Source organism: Mesorhizobium sp. LHD-90 (assembly GCF_030929505.1).
Lineage (GTDB): Bacteria > Pseudomonadota > Alphaproteobacteria > Rhizobiales > Rhizobiaceae > Kumtagia.
Genome location: NZ_JAVFVV010000005.1, coordinates 176,144 through 197,498 on the forward strand (window position 1 = coordinate 176,144; position 21,355 = coordinate 197,498).

The following is a 21,355-nucleotide window of genomic DNA, read 5'->3' on the forward strand; positions in this document are numbered from 1 at the left end:
CCGCCCTCCCATTTTGGTGGCATGCGCATCGCACCTGATATGCTCAAGCCCGAGACCCTGTGGACCGTTATGGATTGGAGCGACGGAGCACTCCGGTGCTCGTGGAAGGAAACGGCATACTGTCCATGAAATTGCGCAAGTTCCTGCTCTTCGCTCCCACGGCGCTGCTGCTGACGCCTTTCTTCCTGGCGCCGCTGTTCGTGATCGGCGCGGAAAGCTTCAGCGGCAAGCAGGGCGCATTCGGCGAATATGTGAAGGTCGTGACCGATCCGGGCATCCGGACCGTTCTCTACAATACCTTCTACGTCGCCCTGATGGTCACGTTCTTCTCCCTGCTGATCGGCTATCCCATAGCCTATGTCCTGGCGCGGCTGAAAGGCCGCTGGGCGACGATCGGCATTTTCCTTATCTTCCTGCCGTTCTGGGCGAGCACCGTCATCCGCTCATTCGCATGGATGATCCTGCTCGGCCGGAACGGACCCGTGAATTCGGCGATGGTCGGCTCCGGCCTGATCGACGAGCCCATCCGCTTCATCGACAACGGCGTCGGCCTGATGATCGCGATGACCTACATCATGGTTCCGTTCATGGTTGTGCCGATCCTCAATGGCCTGCGCGCGATCGACGTAAACCTGCCCAGGGCCGCGGCGGTCCTCGGCGCCAATCCATGGCGCCAGTTCCTGGCCGTCACTCTGCCGCTGTCGATGCCCAGCATCGCCGTCGGCGCGACCATCGTCTTCGTCACGTCGCTGGGCTTCTTCGTGACGCCTTCCCTGCTGGGCGGCAACCGCACGGTCGTCTCGATCCTGATCAGCGAACAGGCCAACCGGCTGCTCAATTGGCCGCTCGCCTCCGCGCTGGCGATCGTGGTGCTCCTGCTCACCATCGTCGTCTTCGCGCTGCTGCGCCTCAGCCAGGTGATGTCGCGGCGAAGAGGAAGCGCCCGGGCGGGAGCGCTCGCATGAAGACTTTGGAAAAGACCCTCTGGTCCACCTGGAGCCGGTTCCTCACCTGCCTCGTCGGAGCCGTGCTGATCGGTTTCCTCGTGCCGATCCTGACCGTCGTGCTGGTGTCTTTCCAGAGCAAGTCGTACCTGTCGTTCCCGCCGTCCGATTTCTCGATCCGCTGGTATGAGCAGTTTCTCGGCAATACCGACTACCAGTCGGCGATCTGGAACAGCCTCGCAATCGGTGCGGCGTCCGCGACGCTGGCGACGATAGCCGGCGTATGCACGGCGCTCGCCGTCATTCGCGCGGCAGTGCCGGGCGCCGCGGTGGTCAGCGTTCTGTCGGTCGCCCCCGCAGTGTTGCCGCAGATCGTGCTGGCCATCGGGCTTTTCCCGATCAGCGTGTGGCTGGGTCTCCAGGGCACGCTGGGCGCCGTCATCCTGGCGCACGCCGTGGTCGGCCTGCCCTTCCCGTTCATCACAGTCTGCGGCGCGCTGAGTTCATATTCCAGCCGGATGGAGATCGCCTCGATGTCGCTGGGCGCAAACGCCTTCCAGACGTTCCGGCTGATCACTTTCCCGATGATCAGGGCCGCCGTCGTCGCCGGCTTCATCTTCGCGTTCGCCGCCTCGCTCGACGAACTGGTGCTTGCGCTTTTCCTGAGCAGCCCCACGACGCGGACATTGCCGCTGCTGCTTTGGGAACAACTCAACTTCCAAGTGACGCCAGAAATTGCTGCCGCGGCCAGCGTCGTCCTCGCGGTGACGAGCCTGCTCATCGTCGCGGCGATACTGTTGCCACGCCTCGGCAAGGATAAATAGGATGTTGCAGATGCCACGTCGATCCGACACATCGGCTCAGAACTCGTCCGTAGGCGGCGCGGCGGTGTCCATCCGGGCGCTGAGCAAACGCTACAATGGCCTCGACGCGGTCGTGCCGACGAGCGTCGAGATCGAATCCGGCGACTTCTTCGCCATCATCGGACCGAGCGGATCGGGCAAGTCGACACTGCTCGGCATGATTGCCGGCTACATCGACCCGACCGCAGGTCAGATCGTCATAGACGGGCGGGATGTCGTCCCCGAACCAATCTATCGGCGCAACATCGGCATGGTCTTCCAGAACTATGCGCTGTTTCCCCACCTGACCGTCGCCCAGAACGTCGCCTATCCCTTGAAAATTCGGGGCGTGCCGAAGGATGAGATCGCCCGGCGCGTCGCAGAAAGCCTCGGCATGGTGCGTCTCGAGGCCTTCGCCGCACGCCTGCCCTCCGAACTGTCCGGTGGCCAGCAGCAGCGCGTCGCACTCGCCCGCGCCTCGATCTACAAGCCTTCCATCCTGCTGATGGACGAGCCGCTCGGCGCCCTCGACAAGAATTTGCGCGACGAAATGCAGGAAGAGATCAAGCGCTTCCAGCAGGAGATGGGGGTGACGGTCATCTACGTAACCCACGACCAGCAGGAGGCAGCGTTCCTTGCTGACCGCATCGCCATCATGCGTGACGGCGCGATGACGCAGATCGGCAGCCCGCGCGCTCTCTACGAACATCCGAACAGCCGTTTCGTGGCCGAGTTCCTCGGCGAGGCGTCGATCTTCCCGCTCAAGTCGGTTTCGGCAGGCCGGGCCGGCGAGGCGCGGCAGGCGGTGCTGGAGGGCGGCACCCCGATCCGCATCCGCACCGACGCGGAAGCCGGCCCAGGCAGCTTTGCGTGTATCCGGCCGGAACGCGTCACGGTCGGTCCGAAAGCGAAGGCACTGGACAATGCGTTTGCAGGCACCGTGCGCGAGAGCCTTTATACGCCCGGCAGCATCCGCTATCGCGTCGAGCTGGACGGCACGGGCCTGTCGCTCAAGATCCGCGTCCTGCCTCAAGCCGACATGGAGTTCTACGAGGCTGGAAGCACGGTGGACATCGGCTGGTCGGCCGACGACATGTCTCTGCTGAAGGAATAGTTTTGCGGCCGCCGGGCCAGGTGCGGTCGGCAGCGCCGGCTCGCACTGTTGCGAGGCAGAGCGGAAGGACAAGTCGGAGCGCCGCTCTCAAGCGGCGCGATCCGCTCCGCCGAACGGCGTTATTTCAGATCCTGCTGGCCGTAGGTCTTGTAACGGCTTTTGACCACGCCGAGCTCGTCGTCACTCAGCATCACCGGACGGCCGACGCTCCTGGCGAGCAGGTACTGTCTCGCCAACGTCTCCAGCTTCTCGGTCCGCGCCACGGCGGTGGCGAGATCGGGCCCATGGGAAATCATGCCGTGGTTGGCCAGCAGGCAGGTGTTGCGCGACGCAAGCGCACGCACCGCGGCCTCCGCCAGCTTGGCGGTGCCAAACGGCGCATAGTCGGAGCACGGAACGTCGTCGCCGCCGAAAGAGGCGATCATGTAGTGAAAGGGCGGCAGCGCCTCGCGCAGGCACGACAGGGCCACGCAGTGGTCCGGGTGCGCATGAACCACAGCCTTGGCCTGCGGAAAGGCCTCGTAAATGGCCATATGCATGTTCCACTCGCTCGAAGGGCGTGTGGTTCCGCTCCAGCCGCCATCCGGCCCGACCTCCACCATCATCGACGCATCGAGCAGGCCCGGCGCAATTCCCGTCGGCGTTATCAGCATGCCGCTTTCCAGCCTGACGCTGATATTGCCCGACGTGCCGCTGTTGAGCCCCTTGGCGGCGATATGTCTTGTGGCGTCGACCAGCGACTGCCGCATCTGTTGGTGAAGGGTCATAGTACTCCCGCCCGAGGTGGCCACTGATCGAGATAAGGCGGCCTGCTGACAGGCCGACGCATCTCTTCAAGCACTGTGGAAAAGATATCCAGTCCGCCGAGTTTTCCGGATTTGAGCATCATCGCCACTCGGAACGGCATTTCCGCGACCATGCGGCCCGTGCCAAGTCCCTGATACGGGCCCAGCATGAACCGTGAGATCGGCAACTTCGGGACGATGGCTCCAGCCGTCTCGCCGCCCGCGATGATCAGGCGCCGGACGCCGCAGTCGAAGATCAACTGCTGCGCCGCCGCGGTGAGGAAGTCTTCGGCGGCCCGCGCCACGACGCGGCGTCCGTGCCGCTGCTGCAGACGCTCGACCTCGTCCTGTGGAGCCATGGTGGCGATTGCAATCGGCCTGTCCTGATCGATTGCCCGCCTGGCTGCGGCAAGCGTCGGGCCGAGCACATCGCCGCCCGCCAGCACATCCGACAGATCGATCGTCACGATTTCATTGTGGCGGCCGAAATGTGCCAGTTGGTCCGCCGTGCGTGGCGCGACGCTGCCGGCGAGCACCGCCGCCGGCCCGTCCACGCCCGGTAGTTCGGCCACCGCCGCCTCGGCAAGACGGCCGGCACGCCGCCAGGCCGTCGGGAGATGGGCTGCGACTGACGCATTCCCGGTCAGCAGCGGCATATCCGACGCCGCCTCGGCTATCGCGGCCAGATCGCGTTCGTAGATCGTGTCGGTTATGGCGAAGTGGATACCCTCGGCCGCGAGCGTGTCGCACCGCTCGCGGATCGCCTGCGCGCCACAGTCGACCACCGGATGCGGGACAAGGCCGACGGCGCGCTTGCTCTGCGCGGCCAGAACACGGACCAGGTTCGAATCCGTCATGGGTGTGAGCGGATCGAAGCGCTTCGGCGATTCGGCAAGAATTTGCGCCCCCCCGAACATATGGCCCTGGAAGACCGTCCGCTCCGTCTCGCAGAGAGCCGGACAAAACAACACGAAGCGCGCGCCGAGCAGGTCGGCCAGCGCCTCGGCACAAGGGCCGATGTTGCCGTCCGGTGTGGAATCGAAGGTAGCGCAATATTTGAAGAAGATCAGTTCGCAGCCGGCCTGCATGAGTTTCCCGGCGGCAGCCAGCACCTGCTCCACTGCCTCCGCCGCCGGCGCCACCCGCACCTTCAGCGCAATGACATGGGCGAGCGAACGGGGATCGATATCGCTCTCGACGCTCGTGGAAAAGCCACACGGCATGCCGCGTGCGACCATCATCGCCGCCAGTTCTGCGCCGCCCGTCAGGTCATCGGCAATCGCGCCGAACAGCAATGGGCGTTGTCGTTCCACAGCCACTCTCGTCAGCTCCCAAACTCGCCGGACAGGATTGCACAGCGCCGGCCCTGCGACAGGCCCTCGAACGTCAGGCGCATCGCCCGCCTCGTCCCCACTTCTCTAGACAACAAGCGCCTTGGCCGCCACCGTGCTATGCTACGCCATCAAAGCCCAAGAAACTCGCGCAGCAGCGCCAGTTGGCCATCCATCATCTGACGGCCGTAGAGCAGGCGGCATCCCTTCCTTTCCGCGGCCTCGAGCAGCCTGGTCTTTTCCGGCACCATAACGACGTCGGCAACGATCATTCCGGTCGAAAGCGTTTCCAGATCGACCGGATCGCCGCCATCCTTGCCGCGCATTCCGAGCGACGTGGCATTTAAAACCATGTCGAAACCGGTGGCGTCGGCCTCCCCTACGCGCAACGATGCAGCGGGGTGGGCCGCCGCGACCGCCGCGGCGAGGCTGCGCGCCTTGTCGGCGTCGCGGTTGGCGATGACGAGTTCGCCAACGCCGGCTTCGGCAAGGGCGAAGGCCAGGCTGCGGCCGGCGCCGCCGGCGCCAATCATGAGCACGCGAAGGCCGGCGAGATCGACACCCGCTTCCCCGGCGCCGTGCACGAAGCCGCTGCCGTCCACATTCTCACCCGTCAGCGTCCCGTCCGGATCGCGCCGGATATAGTTGACACTGCCGATCATGCGCGCCCGTGGCGTCAAACGGTCGAGCAGAGCGCCGACGGGAATCTTGTGAGGAATGGTTATTCCGGAACCGACGCAGTTCTTCAGCTTGCGCAGCGCGTCGATCATCGCCGGCAGATCGTCCGCGCCGACATGGGCAGGCACGCACAGGAAATCATGGCCACGGGCCCGCATGTAGGCGGTGATGTTCTCCGTGCCGACCACGTGCCCGACGGGATCCGCCATGAGCAACATGATCTTGGTTTGCCCGGTAACGCGTCGAACGTCCATCCGCGTCCTCTCAAAATGCTAACGCACTAGTATGACAAATATCGATTAAATCAAGCGTTCCCTAGCGATCAATCCAACGAAATCGTCGACCTCTACTGCCTGCTTCCACCCAGTGAATCCGGCACGCATCTGGGCGTTCGGGAAAGCGGGCGCATCATGCGCTGGCGACACGCAAAAGCCGGTTGATAACGGATAAGTTTATTTGTAATCCTATCGCCAACGAGCGTGTTCCTTCTCCTCAACAGGACCCTTCCCCATGTCAAAACGGCAAATGCATCTGGTCGGGTATGTGCTCGCCGGCCCTACCTGGCACCATTACGGCATCTGGCGCCACCCGGAGAGCGATGGTCTCGATATGCTGGACCCGGCCCGCTACGAGGAGATCGCGCGCGTTCTCGAACACGGCAAGTTCGACGGCCTGTTCTTCGTCGATTTCCTGATGCTGTTCGATTCCTATGCGGGCGGCTACCGCACCAATCTGAAGGAAGGCGGCCAGCAATGCATGATGGATCCGATGCAGCTCCTGGCCACGATGGCGCGCGTCACATCGAACATCGGCCTGGCGGCAACCATGTCGACGAGCCTTTACCACCCCTTCCACATCGCCCGCAGCTTTGCCTCGCTTGACCATATCACCAAGGGCCGCGCCGGTTGGAATGTCGTCACCTCCGCCATGGATCGCGAAGCCAAGAACTTCGGCATGGACGCGCTGTTGGAGAAGAACCTGCGCTACGACATGGCGGACGAGGTGGTGGAGGCCTGCACGAAACTCTGGCACAGTTGGGAGCCGGATGCTGTGGTCGGGGACCGCGAGAACAACATCTTCGCTGATGCCGACAAGGTCCATTATGTCAATTACGAAGGGAAATATGTCCGCACCAGTGGCCCGCTGACCACGCCACGTTCGCCCCAAGGCAGTCCCGTCATCATGCAGGCCGGATCGTCGCCGCGCGGACGTGAGTTCGCTGGGCGTTGGGCGGAAGTTATCTTCACCCTGCAGAACTCCAAGGAGCACATGCAGGCCTTCTATCGCGACATCAAGGACCGTGTCGTGGCAAGCGGACGCCGGCCGAACGAATGCGCCATCGTCCCCGCCGTCGACGTCGTCCTGGGCGACACCGAGTCCATCGCCAAGGAGCGCGCCGAGGCGATCAATTCCTATGCCAGCCCGACGCTTGGCCTTGCCGAAATTTCCAACGCGCTGGGTGTCGACATGTCCAACGAACCGCTCGACAAGCCGCTCGCGGAACTTGAGCTGACGCAGGGATGTCGCGGCATCCTGGACGTGATGCTGCAAGGCGTGGAGAAGGACGGCCTGACCCTCGGCCAAGCCGGCAAAGCCTGGGCGACCAGCCAGATGACGCCGCAGCTCGTCGGCACGCCTACCATGATTGCCGACTACCTTCAGGATTACTTCGAAGCCGAATGCTGCGATGGCTTCATGATCTGCCCGTCGATGAGCCCCGGCACCTATGTGCAGTTTGTCAAGACGGTCGTTCCGGAGCTTCAGCGCCGCGGGATCTTCCGCAAGGAATACAAATACGCCACCTTCCGCGAGAACCTGCAGAACTGAGCGTCGACCGAAGCGACCCCTAACGACAAGGGCGCCCCGCCGATCCGGCCGGGCGCCCTTTTTTGCATGCCGGCGGGCAAGTCATGACCCTGGCAGACAAGCGACGCTTCGGTCTGCGCCGCTGATGGCCCGCTCAACCGGCCAAATCGCGCGCGGCTATGATTTCCGGGAGATAGCAGCGAAGGTAAGCGATACCCGCCAGGTGCGCGTCCGCGATGTAGTCGTCGCGGATGAAGCCGTGTTCGATGTAGGAGATCGAGAAGACGCCGTCGACTACGGCGAAATAGGTGGCGAGACGGCGCTCCCAGTCCGGAATGACGGGCATGCTGAAATAGTGGTTCAGCATGCGCGACCGGGCATCCACGAGACGGTGGTATTGTGATACGTCGGCGCTCTTGATCTCGACGCTGATGTTGGCGCCGAGAAAGAGCCGCAACGCGGCGGGGTGGGCGTTGTGGTAATGCGCGGCGGCCGTCATCTTCTGACGGAAAAGATCCTGCCAGCGTGTCGGAGGCTGGGGCAAGGGCAGGCTAGAGAGATCCAGAAGGGCCTTGTGGTGCACGTCCGCAAGCGCCAGAAGCGCCGCCTCCGCACTCGGGAAGAAGTGGTAGACGGACGCATTGGGCACCTTCGCCTGGGCGGCGATCTGGTAGAGGCCTATGTCCTGCACCTGATTGGTTTCAAGGAGCTGATCCAGCGCCTCCAGCAGCTTGCGGAAGCGCACCTGTCCGGGCCTCCGCTGCGGCTGTCTGGCGACGATGCGCTTTGACGGCCGCTCGTTGCCCGGTGCCTCATCCATGTCATCGCTCATGATCATCTCGCAATGGCAGCCGCAATCGAAACAAATCGAGTCCCCTCTAAAGGTCAAGCCGGCGATCCGGCCTGCATGGCCCGCGTGAGGCGGTCCGTGCAACCGAAAACCCTCCATTCACGGATCTTTCCGCGGTGCCTCCACAAGCAGCCGCTCATTGCCGTTGAGGGCAGCGTCGCGACGGACCCGCTCGTAGAGCCACTCGCTGAAACGTTCGGCGTTGCGCTTGCGCGTCTGCCCCAGCGGCTCGACGATGTAGTAGCCGCCGCGCACCCTGAAGGGCGCAACCTCGATTGCCGGGACGAGCATGCCGCTTGCAAAGATGTCATCCAGCAGCGGATTGCCTCCGAGCGCAATGCCATGGCCGCTGAGCAGCGCCTGAACCAGAACCGAGAAGTTGTTGACGGTGATCTGGAACTTTCCCTCCTCGGCGTCGACACCGAAAAAGGCGAACCACTCGCTCCAGCGGTTGCCGAAGACCGGCGGCCCCTCGAGGCCGATCAGCTTCTCGCCGAGCAGTTGGGATGGGTGGGAAGGACGCTCGCGGCCCTGCCAATATGCCGGATGGCATACCGGCATGACCTCGCTGCCCATCAGAAACCGGGAGGAAACGGCGGGCCAGGCTCCGTCTCCATAGCGGATGGTCATATCGATGCGCTGCTTCGTGATATCGACGAGCTCGTCATTGACCGCCAGGCGCAGATCGACATCCGGGTTTGCCGTGCTGAACTCGGCGAGGCGCGGCGCGAGCCAGTACGTCCCGAAGGCGTGCGTCATGCCGACGACCACGGCCTGCGGGTTACTGAATTCCCGAACCCTGTCCGAAAGGGAGGCGATGGCATTGAGATGCGCCGGAAGGGAGGAATTGAGCAACAGTCCCGCGGGCGTGAGTTCGATCGAACGGTATCCGCGCTCGAAAAGCGGCACCTGGAGAAAAATCTCCAGCTCTCTTATCTGGCGGCTGATCGCCGCCTGCGTCAGGCGCAGCTCTTCTGCCGCGCGGGTAAAGCTCTGTAGGCGCGCCGCCGCCTCGAAAGCAATGAGAGAGGGGAGAGAAGGGATACTCTTGCGAAGCGACGCCATAATGATTCTTAATGCCAGGAGGTATCCTTCGGCAAGCAGCCGATTGGCCTCCGAGAGCTGATCTCCAGCCCAGGCGCCCCGCGAGTCGCCGGTATCCGGCAGCAATCCGGCCGGAATGGGCCGACGCACCGTCGAACCTGCGCTTTCATCCAGCCGCAACGCGTGTCGCACAAGGAATGCTTATGGCTGTGAAAGGATTTTGCGCGTTTACGCCGCCCTCGACATGCGGCTAGCTGGCGGTATCGAAGTGCCATCTCCAGGATTCTGCCATGCATGTTTCCGCCGCTCGCATCGAACCCGATTTCCCCTTGGCAGCCGGACCCGATCTTTTCAAGACCGTCTCCAGCCACTGGCCGTCCGGCGTCGCAATCATCACCACCGTCGCCGAGGACGGCAGCTTGCATGGTTTGACCATGAATGCCGTCATCGCCCTTTCGCTCAATCCGATGCAGTACCTGATCTCGGTCGACAAGGGATCGAACACCCTTCCCGTGCTGAAGGCGGCGCGACGCTTCTGCATCAACTTCCTCGGCGAAGGACAGCGCGACACCTGCATGCTGTTCGCCAGCAAGGCGTCCGACAAGTTCGCTTCGGTGAAATACCAGTTTAGCAGAACCGGATTGCCGATGCTGGAGGGGGCGGTTTCGTGCATCGACTGCGACGTGGACAGCCTCGTCCCCGCCGGCGATCACGAGATCATCATCGGCAACGTCCGTCATATCGAACACTTCGGCGGCGAGCCGCTCGTACACTTCAGGCGGGCGTTCCATACCGTCACGCCCGGCTGAAAGCCGGGGCCGACGGTCAGCGCGATACCACTATTGCGGCGGCTTACGCCGCCAGGAACCCTTCGGCGACGTTCTGGATGCCGGCTGCATCGAGCTTGTAGTGCGCGTAGAGATGCGTCGGCGGGGCGATGAGGGCGTACTCGTCCTGGATGCCGTGGCGCTTCAGCTTCACGCCCAGCCCCTCCTCTGTCAGCACCTCGGCCACGGCCGCTCCCAGGCCGCCGAGCACATTATGCTCCTCTACCGTCATCATCTTCTTCGTGCGTGCGCCCGCCGTCAGGATCGCCTCGCGGTCGATCGGTTTGATCGATGCCATGTCGATGACGCCGACGGACCGCCCTGTCGCATTCATTGCCCGTGCCGCCTCCAGCGCTCCGTGAACGGCCATGCCGCAGGCGATGATCGTCAGTTCCTCGCCCGCCATGTGCTCGTGCGCCTTGCCGAAGGCGAAGGACGGCCGCTCGGCATAGACCACCGGATCGCGGCCGCGGCCGATGCGGAAATAGATCGGCCGGTCAAAGCCCGCGGACGCCCTGATGATTGCCTCAAGCTGCAATCCGTCGGCAGGAGAGACGACCGCGAGATCGGCGATCGAGCGCATCGTGGCGATGTCCTCGGTGGCGTGGTGCGAGGTGCCGTAGAAACCCAGAGAGATACCGGTATGGTGCCCTATGAGGCGCACCGGCTGGGCGCCATAGGCGACGTCCATCCTGATCTGCTCGCAGGCGAGCAGCCCCAGGAAGGAGGCGAAGGTCGCCACGAAGGGGACAACGCCACAGGTGGCAATGCCGGCCGCGGTGCTGACCATGTTCTGCTCGGAGATGCCGAAGGCGATGTAGCGGTCCGGGTAGGCCGCGGCGAAGCGGTTCAAGCCGTTGGAATATTGCAGGTCGGCGGATCCGGCGACCACGTTGTGGCCGGCCTTGACCAGGTCGATGAGGCCGTTCGACAGATGGTCGAGGCCGGGATTGACGGCATTCAGGCCGCGATACTGCCAAGAATTGGGGGAAAGCGGACCGTTCATTTCAGCTCTCCAGCGCGTTGATTTCAGCGATCGCTCGTTCGGCGTCGGACGGATCGAGATAGCCGAGATGCCAGCCGGGCTCGGTCTCCATGTATGAGACCCCCCTGCCCTTGACCGTCCTGGCGATGATCATGCAGGGCTTCTGCCGCTCGTCGTCGGCCCGCACCCGGCGCAGCAGCTCGGTCGTCGCGGCGACGTCGTGGCCGTCGACCACATGCACCTCCCAGCCGAAGGCGCGCCATTTCTCGTCCAGCGGCTCGATCGCCATGACATCGTCGACCTTGCCGTCGAGCTGGTAGCCGTTTCGGTCGACGATGGCGATCAGGTTGCGGGCCTTGTGCTGGGCCGCGCAGATGGCCGCCTCCCACACCTGTCCCTCCTGCATCTCGCCGTCGCCCATCATGCAGAACACTCGGTAGTCCTCGCCGGTCCAGCGCTGGGCGAGCACCATACCCAGACCGTTGGAAAGGGCATGGCCGATCGAGCCGGAAGAGAAGTCGACGCCCGGCACCTTGCGCATGTCGGGATGATCGCCGAGCGGGCTGCCGAGGCGCGTATAATCGTCGAGCCAATCCTTCGGGAAGAAGCCGAGATCGGCATAGATCGGGAACAGGCCGACGGCGGCATGACCCTTGCCGATGGTGAAGCGGTCGCGCGACGGCCAGGCGGGCTCGCCGCGACGCAACTTCATCACGTCGTAGTAGAGGGCGGCGAATATCTCTGCCGCCGAGAACACCGACGTGTAGTGCCCGGTCTTCGCGATCTCGATCAGCCGAACCGTCTCCAGGCGGATGAAGCGCGCCCGCTCCGCAAGCATCGCAACCGTCTCCGACGACGGCGCAAAACCGTTGTGGTTCGGGCCCGGTCCCGCTGTTGAGGGTTCTTGCATCTCGATCTCCATTCCAAATGCCGGCTGCATCGCCGGCCGGCGTCATCGTCTCCGGCGGCCCCGGCCGACCTCATGAGCGCAAATTTTCCCGGAACGTTCCGCCGGCGTATTCCTTGCGGTAGATGCCCCGGCGCTGCAGCTCCGGCACCACCGACTTGACGAACTGGTAGAACGATCCCGGCGTGATCGAGGGACATACGACAAAGCCGTCGCAGGCTTCGGCCTCGAACAATTCGTGGATATGATCGGCGATCATCATCGGCGTGCCGACGAGCTGCGGCGACATCTGCGTCGTCGCATACTGGTAGCCGGCGTCGCGCAGCGTCTTGCCCTTGCCGCCACTCAGGATGATGTCAAAGACACCACGCGCGCCCTGCGTGATCTCCATCTCGCTCAGCCGCTGGTCCGGGTCGAAACCGGACAGGTCGATGCCGATGTGATTGGACATTTCGGACAGGCCGAGCTCGGCATTGGCCAGCGCGTTGATGTAGTCGGCCCGTTCGCGGGCGATCGACTCCGTCTCGCCGATGACGATGTCGGTCGCCGGCAGGATCGCGCAATGCGCGGGGTTGCGTCCGGCATTGGCAACCCGGTCCTTCACATCGCGGTAGAACACCTTCATGTCGGCCTTGTTGTGCTGCAGCGTGAAGACGATCTCTGCCCAGCGCGCGGCAAACTGCCGGCCGCGCTCGGAAGAGCCCGCCTGCATGAGCACCGGGCTGCCCTGCGGCGAGCGCGGTGTCATCAGCGGGCCCCGCGTCTTCACGAACTCACCCTTGTAGTTCGCATAGTGGACTTTGGACGGATCGCCAAAAATGCCCGCCTTGCGATCCAGGACGAGCGCGCCCTCCTCCCAGCTATTCCAGAGGGCCTGGCAGGCCTCGACGACTTCGTCGGCATGGTCGTAGCGCTGCGACTTGTCGAGCAGACGCTCCATGCCGTAGTTCTGCGCCTCGCGGTCCGTGGCCGAGGTCACGACGTTCCACGCGGCACGTCCGCCGCTGATGTGATCGAGCGAGGCAAATGCCCTGGCGATGTGGAACGGATGGTACAACGACGTCGACATGGTCGCCGACAGGCCTATGTGGCTGGTCACCCGCGCCATCGCGGTCAGCATCTGCATGGGGTCCAGCATGCACATGTGGCCGCCATACTTCACGCATGGATCGATCACGCCGCCGAACGTGTCGTAGAGGGTCTGGACGTCGACAAAGAACAGGCCGTCGAACTTGCCGTCTTCCAGTATCCGCGCAATGTTCTCATAGCGGGCCGGGTTCAGGAAATCGGCGCCGTCGCTTTCGTCATGGCGCCAGCTCCCGTTGTTGTGCCAGGATGGCCCGATGGTGCAATAGCCCACGAAATGCAGTTGACGGCTCATTCGCCCAGCTCCTCAACCCAAACTTGCGGCGTCTGAGGCCAAGGCGCGCCGGGTCCTGCCCGGACGGCCGCTGCGAACGAATTCGTTATGCCATGCGCCTTCATGACGAAAACGGCGCTGACAGTATCGCTCCTCGCGAAAGCCTCCATTTTTGTCGGATGGCTGGCAATCTACGCGCTGGAAGCTCTCGCCGTATACGCACAAAATGATTTGGGTCGAATAACATTTGCTTATGTTATGTCGTCCAGTGGGGGGTCCCCTTGCTGGGAGGGCGGATACTGCTGGACGACGCCGCCTCGAACGAGCTGTTCAACCTCGTCGGAGCCGTATCCCAGCACCTCGCCGAGCACCGCGGTTGTGTCCTCGCCGAGCATGGGCGGCGCCTTGTAGCGGACATCGCGCTGCGCGCTGAGACCTTGAGCCGGGCGCACGAGCGAAACCGGTCCGAGGTGATCGCTTTGGAGCGTCTGCACGACGCCCCGCTCCTTGACTGTCGGACTTTCAAACGCTTCCGGCACCGACTTGACCTCGCCGGCCGGAACGCCGTGGCGCAGGCACGCCTGCATCCAGTGGCCGCGCGTCTTTCCGCTGAACACCTTGCCCAGAATGGCAAGCAGTACGTCGCGGTTGACCGCACGGGCTGCCGACGTCGCATAGAGAGGATTTTTTGGCAGATCGGGAAGGTCCAGGATCTTTTCGCACAGGATCGCGAACTGCTTGTCATTGCCCACCGCCAGCGCAAAACTGCCGTCCGAGCATTCGCAGATCTGATAGGGGACGACGGTCGGATGGGCGTTGCCATAGCGTCGCGGAATGACGCCGGCGTTCAGATAGCCGCTCCCCACATTGATCAGCGTGTTCAACGCGCATTCAAGCAGCGAGATGTCGACATACTGTCCCTGGCCGGTCTGTTGCCGCTGGTAGAGGGCCGCCAGCAGGGACTGCACCGACACCATGCCGGCGATGATGTCGGTCATGGCGACGCCGATGCGCTGCGGCTCCCCGTCTACCGGGCCCGTGATCGACATCAGCCCGCTCTCGGCCTGGACGACAAAGTCATAACCCGGCCGGTCCCATTCCGGGCCGGTCTGGCCGTAACCCGAGATCGAGCAGTAGATGATCCGGGGATTGAGGGTTTTCAGCGTCTCGTAATCGATCTTCAGGCGTTTCACGGTGCCGGGACGGAAATTCTCGACGACGATGTCGGCCTTCGCCGCCAGGCGATGGATGATTTCCAGCCCCCTCGGGTCCTTGAGGTTCACTGCGATGCTCGACTTGCCGCGATTGGCGCAGAGGTAATAGGTGCTGACGCCCTTGTAGCTTGGGACAGACCAGGCGCGGGTATCGTCGCCGCCATCGACATTTTCGATTTTCCAGACCTCTGCGCCCAGATCCGCCAGGCTCATGGTGGCCCAAGGCCCGGCCAGCACGCGCGAGAGGTCGAGCACCTTGATCCCGGCAAGCGGCAGCCCGGCGGACGCCGGTGCGCCGGCATTGCCTCCCTCAGCGGTATTCGACATCGGTCTTCAAATCCTTGTATGAATGGGTACCGGGCTACGGCTAGCGGGCGAGCGCGCTGTCTACCGGTCCCGGAAAATGGCAGGCGGCATGGTGCCCCGGCTCGATCTCGACGAGCGGCGGCTTTATCTCGGCACATTTCTCCTGCACCTTGAAACAACGCGTGCGGAACGGGCATCCCGAGGGCGGGTCGATGGGGCTGGGCACGTCGCCCTGCAGCAGGATCTGCTTGCGATTGCGCTCCAGATCCGGGTCGGCGACGGGAACCGCCGACATCAGCGCCTGGGTATAGGGGTGGAGCGGCCTGGCGTAGAGCTGACCGGCCGGCGCGACTTCGACGAAGCGCCCGAGATACATCACCGCGACCTGATGCGATATGTGCCGCACGACCGACAAATCGTGGGCAACGAAGACATAGGCGGTCTGCATCTTCTCCTGGATTTCCCGCAGCAGGTTGAGCACCCCTGCCTGCACGGAAACGTCGAGCGCCGAAACGGGCTCGTCGAGCACGACGACCTCCGGCTTCAGCGCCAATGCGCGGGCGATGACGACGCGCTGCCGCTGCCCGCCCGAGAGCTGGTGCGGGTAGCGCTCGCCATATGCGGCAGGCAGGCTGACGAGCTCAAGCATCTCCAGCACCCGCTCACGGCGCTGCGCGCGCGTCATCTCGGTTATGCGCAAAGACTCGGCGATGCTGTCCTTGATGCGCATGCGCGGATGCAGCGAGCCATAAGGGTCCTGGAACACCAGTTGCAGGTGGCGGCGCATCTGGCGCATCTCGGCCGCGCCGAGCGCGGCCACGTTCACGCCGTTGACCTCCACGCTGCCCGCGGTCGGCTCGACCAGCCGCAGCAGGCAACGGCCCAAGGTCGACTTGCCGCAGCCCGACTCGCCGACAAGGCCGAGCGTCTCGCCCCGCATGAGATCGAACGACACGTCGTCGACGGCCTTGAGCTGCCCGACTTGCCGGCGAATGACGGCGCCCCCCATCACGGGGAACACTTTCCGCAGGCCTCTGACCGAAAGGGCTACGTTCTCGCGCGGCGCGTCGGACCGGCTATCCATCGTTTCAGCCATTGTGGGTTGGTTCCAGCGCTTCGGTCCGGGCGACGCCGGTCCATGCCGGCAGTTCGGCGGCGAAATGGCAGGCGGAGCGATGCGCACCGACCCTTACGTCCTGCGGCTCCACCAGGCGACAGATGTCCTTGGCGTAGCCGCACCGCGGATGGAACGCGCAGCCGGGCGGCAACTGCCCCAACGCAGGAGCCGACCCGGGGATCGAGTAGAGCTTGCCCTGCGAGCCCCTCAGATCGGGAATCGAGGCGATGAGGCCGCGTGTATAGGGGTGCCGTGGATTGGCGAAGAGCTCGCCCACTGTCGCCTCCTCGATCACCCGCCCGGCATAGATGACAGCCACACGATCCGCGTGGCCGGCGACGACGCCAAGGTCGTGCGTGATCAGGACGAGGGCGAGGCCGAGCTTTTCCTTGAGTTCGCGCAGCATGCGCATGATCTGCGCCTGCACGGTGACATCGAGTGCCGTGGTCGGCTCGTCGGCGACGAGCAGTTCCGGATTGTTGGCGATCGCCATCGCGATCATCACCCGCTGGCGCATACCGCCGGAGAATTCATGCGGATACTGCTTGAGCCGCCGATCCGCTTGCGGGATGGCGACGAGCTTCAGCAGCTCGATCGCCCGCTCGGTGGCCTTGGCGGTGCTCAGCCCGCGATTGTGCAGGAACAGCGCCTCGCGAATCTGGTCGCCAACGGTCATGACCGGATTCAGCGACGACAGCGGGTCCTGGAAGATCATGCCGATCTGCGAGCCGCGCAGCCGCCGCATCTCCTTGCGCGGACAGCCGACCAGTTCCTTCTGCTTGAAGACGACCGATCCGCTGACCACCGCGCTGCGCGCCTGCAGGCCGAGCGACGCCAGCATGGCCAGCGACTTGCCCGAACCGGATTCGCCGACGATACCGAGAACCTCGCCGCGCGAAAGGTCGAGATCGAGGCCGCGTACCGCTTCCAGAACGCTACCCCCGGCCGCCGGGAAACCAACCCGGAGATCGCGAATGCGAAGCAGCGGCTCGCCGATCGTTTCGGCCTCGCTGGTGACGTCGGCGATCATTTCGAGGACCTCGGATCAAAGTAGTCGCGCAGGCCGTCGCCGATGAAATTGAACCCCAGAACCGCCGTCAGGATGGCCAGGCCAGGCCCTAACGCGATCCACCAGCTATAAAAATGCGTGGCGCCGTCGGAGATCATCGCGCCCCATTCGGGGGTGGGCGGCGTAGCGCCCAGGCCGATGAAGCTCAGCGAGGCGGCAAGCAGGATGACCTGCCCCAGATCCATCGTCGCGCTGATCAGCACCGGGGTCCAGCAGAGCGGGAGAATATGCTTGGTGAGGATGCGGAAGTTGCTAGCGCCGGCGGCGACGGCGGCCTCGACATGTTCGCGTTCGCGCACCTCGAGGACCTGCGCGCGCATCAGCCGCGCATAGACCGGCCACCAGACCACCACCATGGCGATCGCCGCGTTGCCCAAGCCGGGACCGAGCGAAGCCGCGACAGCCATCGCCAGCAGGATCGGCGGGAAGGAAAGCGTGATGTCGACCAGCCGCATGATCGCAGCGCCGATCAGGCCACCTCTATAGCCGGCGATGGCGCCCGCCGCCGAACCGATCAACACCGCGCTGACCACCACCATGAAAGCGATCGGCAGGGAATGCTGCGCGCCGTAGATCGTCCTCGACAGGACATCGCGGCCCAGTGCATCGGTGCCCAGCAGAAAGTCAGAACTGGGCGGCTGCAGACGCCGCCCGGCGAGACTAAGCGGATCGTAGGATGCGATCAGAGACGGAAACAGTGTCGCGACCAGCCAGAAAAGCAGCACGATGCCGCCAATGATGAAGCTTGGCGTGGCCCATGAAGGCAGGCTGAACCGCGCAGAGACTCTTTGAGCGATGGCCATTGCGGCTCCCTCAGCTCAGCCGCACGCGCGGATTCGCCATCACATAGGCGATGTCGGTGAGCAGGTTGGTGACCAGGAACATGACGCCGCCGACGATGGTCACGCCGATGATCGCCGGAAAATCCAGCGACCGTGCCGCGGTGACGGCATAGCTGCCGACGCCGGGCCAGGCGAAAACTGTCTCCGTAAGAACCGCACCGGTGATGAGGTAGGCAAAGGAGTAGCTGATGACGGTCAGCACCGGCACGAGGATGTTGCGGAACGCATGGCGCAGAACGACGCGCAGCTCACCCGCGCCTTTTGCGCGCGCAGTAAGTATGAATTCGCGCTCCATGACTTCCAGCATGTAGGCACGGACCAGGCGGGAGATGGTCCCCGCCACTGTCCAGCCGAGAACGGCCGCAGGCAGGATCAGATGCGCCAGCGTGTCCCGGAATGCCACCATGTTGCCAGCCAGGAGAGAGTCGATCGTCATGAAGCCCGTCACGACCGGCGGCGGCGCCATGCGCGGATCGATGCGTCCCGGTCCCGGCAGGATCTGGTATTGCACCGAGAGCAGGTAAAGCAGCGCCAGACCCAGCCAGAAGATCGGCACCGATGAGCCGAACAGCGAGAAGAGGCGTGCGCCCTGGTCGATGGCCGAATCCCGATAATAGGCGGCGAGAAGCCCGAACGCGATGCCGACGACGCTTCCGACGACCATGGCGGAAATGACCAGCTCGAACGTTGCCGGCAGGCGCGCCATCAGGTCGGTCGAGACCGGGCGGCGCGTGACGAACGACGTCCCCATGTCGCCCTTCAGCAGGTTTCCGACGTAGATCAGGTATCGCTCCGGCAGACTGCGGTCTAACCCCCAGCGCTCCTTCGCAGCGGCCACGATCTCCGGATTGTTCATCTGCCGCTCGCTGACGATGGCCGTGAGGGGATCGCCCTTGGTGACCGTTGTCAGCAGAAACGCCATGGTGACGATGCCCAGCAGGATGAAGGGCATCGCGATGCTGCGGCGGATGACATAGTTCAGCATCGCTGTCTCGTCGGTTGTCGCCCCTGTGCCGGGGCAATGCCTCTGCACATTATTGACAAGGCCGGCAACCCGCGTCAATAGAAATGAAATTAAGTTCCAAATTGGCGCGGCGTCGAGATTCGACGCGACGGACCAAAGTTTGAGCAAGGCTCGAACGCCTTGAGTGTCGGCAACCCCGTGTCCGGGAGGAGGAACATGCGTAAGCGCAATAGCCCGGTCGACGTGTCGTCTGACCAGGATGGGGGCAAGCACTCGCAAGCCCTGCTGCGCGGGCTGCAGATCCTGCGCGCCTTCACGCCAACCGACGCGTCTCTCGGCAATCAGGAACTGATCGAGCGCACCGGCCTGCCCAAAGCCACGGTGTCGCGCCTGACATATACGCTGCTCGGCCTCGGCTATCTCAATTACGATCCGGCGCTGGGGCGCTACAGCATCGGTCCGGCTACCGTCTCGCTCGGCTATTCCGGGCTGAGCACCAGCGCCGTGGTCTATATGGCCAAGCCGCTGATGCAGGCCCTGGCCGTCGAGACCGGCGTTGCGGTGGCCATGGGCATGCGGGACGGCCTCGAGATGGTCTATGTCGCAAACCAACGACCCGAAACGCCGGTCACGCTGCGGCTGAACGTGGGTTCGCGGCTGCCCATCTGGCAGACCTCGATGGGCCTTGCCTATCTCGCCGCCATGACCGAGACGGCGCGCGACATGGTCATCCGCAGGCTGGTGGACGCGAACCCCACCACCAGCGACGAGATCCTGCGCGCGATCGAGCGCGGCTTGGAAAGCTATGCCCGCCACGGCTTCGTCACCTCGTTTGGCGACTGGTACAGCTACATCAATGCCGTTGGCGTGCCGTTCATGCCGACCGACGGTTCACAACTGGTGGCGTTCACCTGCGGCGGCATCAAGGATCTCGCGCCTGTCGACCAATGCCTGTCCAGTTTTGCACCCAAGCTGAAAAGCCTCCTCATGGAGCTGCAGGGTCGCCTGACCGGCGCCATCCCGCCGTCCACTCAACATCAGATCACGCAGGCAGCCCCGTAAGGGATCGCCGGCGCAGGGTAGTTGTCCAATGCCTATTGCGGTCATCTTTCCGAAAGTCAGTCTGGAAACAGACCTGGGCACCATAGGCCGATGGCTCAAGGACGACGGCGCGCCGGTCAAACAGGGTGAGCCGCTGTTCGAGATCGACAACGACAAGGCCGCGGTGGAAGTGGAAGCCACGGCATCGGGCATCGTCGTGCATCGACGCGAGGCCGGCCACGAGGTCCAGGTGGGCGAGGTCGTCGGCCAGATCCTCCAGCCCGGCGAGGCGCCCGTCGACAACGCCAGGCCGCTTGAGGCGAAAGCTGTGCCCTCCCGGCCCGCCGCCGCGGCGCGGGTTGTGGCGGCCGTCGGCCCTGCCGAGTCGCCCACCCGCGTGATCGCGACACCGCTGGCGCGCCGCATCGCGGCGCAACGCGAGATCGACCTCTCCTCCATTCGTGGTTCCGGACCGCGCGGGCGCATCCAGAAGCGTGATCTCCTCGACCTGCCGCTCCAGGCACTGAAGGCGCCTGCCGCCAGAACCGGCACCGCGCATCTGCACGCAGTTTGGCTGCAGCGGGAAGGCACGCGGACGGTCACCGCCCTTCACGGCTTCGCCTCCGACCACAATGCCTGGCGCAGCCTGCTGGCCGCCGGCCGCCCGAGGGGTCGCCTGCTTGGCCTCGACCTTCCCGGCCATGGGCGATCTCCGCTGGTTGTGCCCGGCGACCTGGACGCCATCTGCGAAATGGTCGAAGCGCAATTGGCGCTGGAAGGCGTGGATTCGACCACGGTCGTTGCACACTCCTTCGGCGCCGCGGTCGCCGCGAGACTGGCCGTCCGCGGCTTCGTGCCGGTGCGATCGCTGCTTCTGTTGGCGCCTGCCGGCCTTGGTCCCGAGATCCGTTCGGAGTTCCTCAAGGGGTTCGTCGCCGCAAGGCAGGCATCGAGCCTGCTGCCCTGGCTGCACGAACTCGTCTGCGACCCGAGCGTCGTTTCGCAGGCCTTCGTCCGTGCTGTGGAAGAGCAGCGCGGGAACGAAGAGCTTTCACGGACGCTGAACCAGTTCGCCGGGCATTATTTCTGCGACGGCACGCAGACCTTCTCGATCCGCTCCGACCTGGAGCGGCTGCGGATACCGGTCCGCGTCGTTTTCGGGACAGAGGATCGGATCATCCCCTTCGCCCATGCCCGCGCCCTGCCCGGCCATGTCGGTCTGCACGCACTCCAGCGATGCGGCCACCTGCCCTATGTGGAGCAGCCGGAGCTGACCCTTTCCATCCTCAACGAGATGTTGGCCCTCGGCTATGCCGAGAGGTGAGGCCG

20 protein-coding genes are annotated in these 21,355 nt (G+C 64.2%); 7 read left to right on the forward strand and 13 right to left on the reverse strand.

Annotated features, from left to right (window positions below):
- The first annotated feature begins 125 nt into the window (after positions 1–125).
- Genes RB623_RS08605 through RB623_RS08615 form a run of 3 tightly spaced genes read left to right on the forward strand, consistent with a single transcriptional unit; the run spans position 126 to position 2,900 of the window.
- Complete coding sequence (locus tag RB623_RS08605) at positions 126–965, forward strand: ABC transporter permease (protein WP_308056367.1); 840 nt, start codon at positions 126–128, stop codon at positions 963–965.
- Positions 962–1,768: an ABC transporter permease gene (locus tag RB623_RS08610; protein WP_308056368.1), complete on the forward strand. Its 807-nt coding sequence runs from the start codon at positions 962–964 to the stop codon at positions 1,766–1,768. Before RB623_RS08605 ends, RB623_RS08610 begins: the two co-directional genes overlap by 4 nt.
- A 10-nt stretch (positions 1,769–1,778) precedes the next feature.
- Positions 1,779–2,900 (forward strand): ABC transporter ATP-binding protein, encoded by a 1,122-nt coding sequence (locus RB623_RS08615; RefSeq protein ID WP_308056369.1) that lies wholly within the window; start codon positions 1,779–1,781, stop codon positions 2,898–2,900.
- Positions 2,901–3,019: 119 nt separating this feature from the next.
- On the opposite strand, the gene RB623_RS08620 is transcribed toward RB623_RS08615, so the two are convergent.
- From RB623_RS08620 to RB623_RS08630, 3 genes are all read right to left on the reverse strand, one after another.
- Positions 3,020–3,667 (reverse strand): class II aldolase/adducin family protein, encoded by a 648-nt coding sequence (locus RB623_RS08620; RefSeq protein ID WP_308056370.1) that lies wholly within the window; start codon positions 3,665–3,667, stop codon positions 3,020–3,022.
- Positions 3,664–4,998 (reverse strand): 3-oxo-tetronate kinase, encoded by a 1,335-nt coding sequence (gene otnK, locus RB623_RS08625; RefSeq protein ID WP_308056371.1) that lies wholly within the window; start codon positions 4,996–4,998, stop codon positions 3,664–3,666. The genes RB623_RS08620 and otnK overlap by 4 nt, the downstream gene beginning before the upstream one ends.
- Positions 4,999–5,147: 149 nt before the next feature.
- Positions 5,148–5,948, reverse strand: a complete 801-nt coding sequence (locus RB623_RS08630) for a shikimate dehydrogenase (RefSeq protein WP_308056372.1) — start codon at positions 5,946–5,948, stop codon at positions 5,148–5,150.
- Positions 5,949–6,204: 256 nt separating this feature from the next.
- Between RB623_RS08630 and RB623_RS08635 the strand changes: the two genes are divergently transcribed.
- Positions 6,205–7,521 (forward strand): LLM class flavin-dependent oxidoreductase, encoded by a 1,317-nt coding sequence (locus RB623_RS08635; RefSeq protein ID WP_308056373.1) that lies wholly within the window; start codon positions 6,205–6,207, stop codon positions 7,519–7,521.
- A 133-nt stretch (positions 7,522–7,654) separates the two neighbouring features.
- Here the strand turns inward: RB623_RS08635 and RB623_RS08640 are convergent, their stop codons facing one another.
- Complete coding sequence (locus RB623_RS08640) at positions 7,655–8,332, reverse strand: TetR/AcrR family transcriptional regulator (protein ID WP_308056374.1); 678 nt, start codon at positions 8,330–8,332, stop codon at positions 7,655–7,657.
- 117 nt (positions 8,333–8,449) lie between these two features.
- Complete coding sequence (locus tag RB623_RS08645) at positions 8,450–9,574, reverse strand: LysR substrate-binding domain-containing protein (RefSeq protein ID WP_308056375.1); 1,125 nt, start codon at positions 9,572–9,574, stop codon at positions 8,450–8,452.
- 110 nt (positions 9,575–9,684) lie between these two features.
- On the opposite strand from RB623_RS08645, the gene RB623_RS08650 reads away from it, so the two are divergent.
- Positions 9,685–10,203: a flavin reductase family protein gene (locus RB623_RS08650; RefSeq protein ID WP_308056376.1), complete on the forward strand. Its 519-nt coding sequence runs from the start codon at positions 9,685–9,687 to the stop codon at positions 10,201–10,203.
- A 43-nt stretch (positions 10,204–10,246) separates the two neighbouring features.
- Here the strand turns inward: RB623_RS08650 and RB623_RS08655 are convergent, their stop codons facing one another.
- The 8 genes from RB623_RS08655 to RB623_RS08690 form a co-directional block, all read right to left on the reverse strand.
- Entirely contained in the window at positions 10,247–11,227 is a 981-nt protein-coding gene (locus RB623_RS08655; protein WP_308056377.1) for a transketolase C-terminal domain-containing protein, read from the reverse strand.
- Position 11,228: 1 nt separating this feature from the next.
- Complete coding sequence (locus RB623_RS08660) at positions 11,229–12,044, reverse strand: transketolase (RefSeq protein WP_308056539.1); 816 nt, start codon at positions 12,042–12,044, stop codon at positions 11,229–11,231.
- Between the two features lie 142 nt (positions 12,045–12,186).
- A complete protein-coding gene (locus RB623_RS08665) occupies positions 12,187–13,494 on the reverse strand; it encodes an LLM class flavin-dependent oxidoreductase (protein ID WP_308056378.1) in 1,308 nt (435 codons plus the stop codon).
- Between the two features lie 230 nt (positions 13,495–13,724).
- Positions 13,725–15,014: a CaiB/BaiF CoA-transferase family protein gene (locus RB623_RS08670; protein ID WP_308056379.1), complete on the reverse strand. Its 1,290-nt coding sequence runs from the start codon at positions 15,012–15,014 to the stop codon at positions 13,725–13,727.
- 40 nt (positions 15,015–15,054) lie between these two features.
- On the reverse strand, positions 15,055–16,089 hold the full coding sequence (locus RB623_RS08675) for an oligopeptide/dipeptide ABC transporter ATP-binding protein (protein ID WP_308056380.1): 1,035 nt from the start codon (positions 16,087–16,089) through the stop codon (positions 15,055–15,057).
- A complete protein-coding gene (locus tag RB623_RS08680) occupies positions 16,082–17,140 on the reverse strand; it encodes an ABC transporter ATP-binding protein (RefSeq protein WP_308056381.1) in 1,059 nt (352 codons plus the stop codon). Before RB623_RS08680 ends, RB623_RS08675 begins: the two co-directional genes overlap by 8 nt.
- On the reverse strand, positions 17,137–17,982 hold the full coding sequence (locus tag RB623_RS08685) for an ABC transporter permease (RefSeq protein WP_308056382.1): 846 nt from the start codon (positions 17,980–17,982) through the stop codon (positions 17,137–17,139). Before RB623_RS08685 ends, RB623_RS08680 begins: the two co-directional genes overlap by 4 nt.
- A 10-nt stretch (positions 17,983–17,992) precedes the next feature.
- On the reverse strand, positions 17,993–19,006 hold the full coding sequence (locus tag RB623_RS08690) for an ABC transporter permease (protein WP_308056383.1): 1,014 nt from the start codon (positions 19,004–19,006) through the stop codon (positions 17,993–17,995).
- 195 nt (positions 19,007–19,201) lie between these two features.
- Between RB623_RS08690 and RB623_RS08695 the strand changes: the two genes are divergently transcribed.
- Both RB623_RS08695 and RB623_RS08700 read left to right on the forward strand, forming a co-directional pair.
- Positions 19,202–20,047 (forward strand): IclR family transcriptional regulator, encoded by an 846-nt coding sequence (locus tag RB623_RS08695; RefSeq protein WP_308056384.1) that lies wholly within the window; start codon positions 19,202–19,204, stop codon positions 20,045–20,047.
- 28 nt (positions 20,048–20,075) lie between these two features.
- On the forward strand, positions 20,076–21,350 hold the full coding sequence (locus tag RB623_RS08700; RefSeq protein ID WP_308056385.1) for an acetoin dehydrogenase dihydrolipoyllysine-residue acetyltransferase subunit: 1,275 nt from the start codon (positions 20,076–20,078) through the stop codon (positions 21,348–21,350).
- Positions 21,351–21,355: the final 5 nt, after the last annotated feature.

Coding starts and splice junctions, on each gene's coding strand:
- RB623_RS08605 (WP_308056367.1), top strand. CDS start 126: ATGAAATTGCGCAAGTTCCTGCTCTTCGCTCCCACGGCGCTGCTGCTG.
- RB623_RS08610 (WP_308056368.1), top strand. CDS start 962: ATGAAGACTTTGGAAAAGACCCTCTGGTCCACCTGGAGCCGGTTCCTC.
- RB623_RS08615 (WP_308056369.1), top strand. CDS start 1,779: ATGCCACGTCGATCCGACACATCGGCTCAGAACTCGTCCGTAGGCGGC.
- RB623_RS08620 (WP_308056370.1), bottom strand. CDS start 3,667: ATGACCCTTCACCAACAGATGCGGCAGTCGCTGGTCGACGCCACAAGA.
- RB623_RS08630 (WP_308056372.1), bottom strand. CDS start 5,948: ATGGACGTTCGACGCGTTACCGGGCAAACCAAGATCATGTTGCTCATG.
- RB623_RS08635 (WP_308056373.1), top strand. CDS start 6,205: ATGTCAAAACGGCAAATGCATCTGGTCGGGTATGTGCTCGCCGGCCCT.
- RB623_RS08640 (WP_308056374.1), bottom strand. CDS start 8,332: ATGAGCGATGACATGGATGAGGCACCGGGCAACGAGCGGCCGTCAAAG.
- RB623_RS08650 (WP_308056376.1), top strand. CDS start 9,685: ATGCATGTTTCCGCCGCTCGCATCGAACCCGATTTCCCCTTGGCAGCC.
- RB623_RS08655 (WP_308056377.1), bottom strand. CDS start 11,227: ATGAACGGTCCGCTTTCCCCCAATTCTTGGCAGTATCGCGGCCTGAAT.
- RB623_RS08660 (WP_308056539.1), bottom strand. CDS start 12,044: ATGCTTGCGGAGCGGGCGCGCTTCATCCGCCTGGAGACGGTTCGGCTG.
- RB623_RS08665 (WP_308056378.1), bottom strand. CDS start 13,494: ATGAGCCGTCAACTGCATTTCGTGGGCTATTGCACCATCGGGCCATCC.
- RB623_RS08670 (WP_308056379.1), bottom strand. CDS start 15,014: ATGTCGAATACCGCTGAGGGAGGCAATGCCGGCGCACCGGCGTCCGCC.
- RB623_RS08675 (WP_308056380.1), bottom strand. CDS start 16,089: ATGGCTGAAACGATGGATAGCCGGTCCGACGCGCCGCGCGAGAACGTA.
- RB623_RS08680 (WP_308056381.1), bottom strand. CDS start 17,140: ATGATCGCCGACGTCACCAGCGAGGCCGAAACGATCGGCGAGCCGCTG.
- RB623_RS08685 (WP_308056382.1), bottom strand. CDS start 17,982: ATGGCCATCGCTCAAAGAGTCTCTGCGCGGTTCAGCCTGCCTTCATGG.
- RB623_RS08690 (WP_308056383.1), bottom strand. CDS start 19,006: ATGCTGAACTATGTCATCCGCCGCAGCATCGCGATGCCCTTCATCCTG.
- RB623_RS08695 (WP_308056384.1), top strand. CDS start 19,202: ATGCGTAAGCGCAATAGCCCGGTCGACGTGTCGTCTGACCAGGATGGG.
- RB623_RS08700 (WP_308056385.1), top strand. CDS start 20,076: ATGCCTATTGCGGTCATCTTTCCGAAAGTCAGTCTGGAAACAGACCTG.